This is a genomic window from Streptomyces albidochromogenes (genome assembly GCF_005981925.1).
GTDB classification, from domain to species: Bacteria; Actinomycetota; Actinomycetes; order Streptomycetales; family Streptomycetaceae; genus Streptomyces; species Streptomyces albidochromogenes.
Map to the genome: position 1 here is coordinate 1 of NZ_VBVX01000529.1, position 2,373 is coordinate 2,373.

At 72.7% G+C, this 2,373-nt stretch carries 3 protein-coding genes; 1 reads left to right on the forward strand and 2 read right to left on the reverse strand.

From position 1 onward, the window contains the following. Together E2E34_RS33440 and E2E34_RS33445 are read right to left on the reverse strand one after the other, a co-directional pair. Window positions 1-1,018, reverse strand: a 1,018-nt coding sequence (locus E2E34_RS33440) for an acyl-CoA dehydrogenase family protein (protein ID WP_138905589.1), incomplete at its 3' end; no start/stop codon positions are given. A 195-nt stretch (window positions 1,019-1,213) separates the two neighbouring features. Continuing rightward, the gene (locus tag E2E34_RS33445; protein WP_138905587.1) at window positions 1,214-1,525 is read right to left on the reverse strand and encodes a hypothetical protein; all 312 of its coding nucleotides are present in this window, start codon (window positions 1,523-1,525) and stop codon (window positions 1,214-1,216) included. 303 nt (window positions 1,526-1,828) lie between these two features. Here E2E34_RS33445 and E2E34_RS33450 point away from each other — a divergent pair. Further along, window positions 1,829-2,373, forward strand: a 545-nt coding sequence (locus E2E34_RS33450) for a bifunctional DNA primase/polymerase (protein WP_138905588.1), incomplete at its 3' end; no start/stop codon positions are given.

Consider the following 2,373-nt stretch of genomic DNA (forward strand, 5'->3'; position numbering starts at 1 on the left):
AACCGGACCGCACCATTCCCGCCGGGCCCGCGATCTCCTGGCACATGCGGTACACCGCGACGGCCGATTCGGTTCCCATGAACTTCACGCCGCTGGCGTCACCCGGCGCGAGCGTCCCCGCCCCCACGTCCCCCACCAGCCGCCAGTTCAGCAGCCGCACCGCCGCCAGCCGGGCGTGCGCCTCGGCCAGCCGGGCCCGTACCCACGGCCGGTCGGCGGGCCGCTCGCCGGTCGCCGGGTCGGGGGTCGCGGCGTAGGCGAGCACCTGGTCGTAGCAGTCCTCGGCCTGCATGCCGATCGCCGCGAGCGCGACCCGCTCGTGGTTCAGCTGGTTGGTGATCAGCCCCCAGCCGCCGTGCTCGGGACCGACGAGGTTTCCGGCGGGCACGCGTACGCCGTCGTAGTACGTCGTCGTGGTGGTCAGGCCCCCGACCGTCTCGATCGGCGTCCACGAGAAGCCCGGCGCGTCCGTCGGGACCAGCACGATCGAGATGCCCCGGTGCTTGGGGGCGTCCGGGTCCGTACGGCAGGCGAGCCAGATCCAGTCGGCGTGCTGCGCGTTGCTGGTGAAGACCTTCTGCCCGTCGACGGCCCACTCGTCGCCCTCGCGCACCGCGCGGGTGCGCAGCGAGGCGAGGTCCGTACCGGCCGACGGTTCGGTGTAGCCGATCGCGAAGACGCACTCGCCGCGCAGGATCCGGGGGAGGAAGTAGTCCTTCTGCGCGGGCGTCCCGTACTTCATCAGCGTCGGCCCGACCGTGTTGAGCGTGACCATGGAGACGGGGGCGCCGGCCCGGTACGCCTCGTCGAAGAACACGAACTGCTCGTCGGCGCCGCGTCCCTGGCCGCCGTACTCGACGGGCCAGCCGAGCCCGAGCACCCCGTCGCCGCCGATCCGCCGCAGGAGCGCGCGCCGCGCCGCGGCGTCGTGCGGGTCCGTGCCGCGCATCACTTCCCGGAAGTACGAGCGCAGTTCGGCGCGCAATCGCCGCTGGCGCGCGGTGGGGGCAAGGTGCACGGCGGCGTCCTCCGGGGCAGGCGGTGTCACACGGCGAAGGTTTCTGACTGTCCGTCAGTTCCGCCCGCGCTGTCAAGACGCACGCCGGGGGCGGCAGCGCCCCCGAAACGGGAACGGCCTGCGCGACAGCGACAAACGTCGCCGTCGCGCAGGCAGTCATTCACCCCGCAACACAGACCCCGGTCCCGCCACGGCTCACCAGAGCTGCGCGAAGTTGACGGCGATGGTCTCGTTGTCCTGGTCGATGGCCGTGAAGCCGGAGCCGTTGACGCTCGCCGTGTTGTTCTGGTTCGACGCACCGGAGCCCGTCGCCACCTGCTGCGTGGTGGTCGAGTTGCCGCCGTTGTGGCCTCCGACACCGCTGCCGCTGATCGTGGCCACGGCCGCGTTCGACCCGTTGCTCGCGAAGGAGCCGTTGTCCGCGACGGCGACGCCCGAGAGGAGGGCGGCCGCCAGGGGCAGCGCGGCGACGGCTGCGACGACACGGGCGGTACGGATGCTTGCCATGTGGATTCCTCCAGTAGCGGTAAGTACGGCTGATCCCCGGGCAGTTGGCCGACTGCCTCAGCGTTGTTCACGACGTCGCGAGATCAGAATTGCCCACCGAATCCCCGGCGAACCACCCAGGAGGGCCCGATTCCCCCTCAAGCGTGAGGACATGTCGATAAACACCCTTCACGCCCCCAAAGCCCCAGGCCACCCTCCCGCACCACGGTTCCCCGGACGCCCCAAGGGGAGAGAGGGGCCCGCGCACGCACGGCAGGCCCGCGCCCCCTTCCCTTCATCGAACGTACGTACGAACATGGATCCATGGCCACCATCGACCGGCGCACCGCCACCCTGGCCCTCGCCCACGCGCTGTCCGCCGCCGAGCGCGGGCTCCCCGTCATCCCGCTGTCCCGCACCAAGCTCCCCGCCCTGCGCTCCCCCCACCGGGACGCGCCCGAGCCGCTGCTGTGCCGGGGCGAGTGCGGGGGCCCGGGGCACGGCGTGCACGACGCCACGACCGATCCCGCGACCGTCCGCGCTCTCTTCGCCGCCGCCCCGTGGGCCACCGGATACGGCATCGCGTGCGGCCGCGCGCCGCACCACCTCATCGGCGTGGACCTGGACACCAAGGCGGACACGGACGCCACCGCGGCCCTGCGGCACCTGGCCCTGCGCCACCTCTTCACGATCCCGGAGACGGTCGTGGTGCTCACCCCCAGCGGCGGCCGTCACCTCTGGCTGACCGGCCCGCCCGGCGTCACCGTCCCGAACTCCGCGAGCCGCCTCGCCCCCGGCATCGACATCCGGGGCGCCGGCGGCTACCTCGTCGGCCCCGGTTCCCTCACCGCCCACGGCGTCTACCGCAC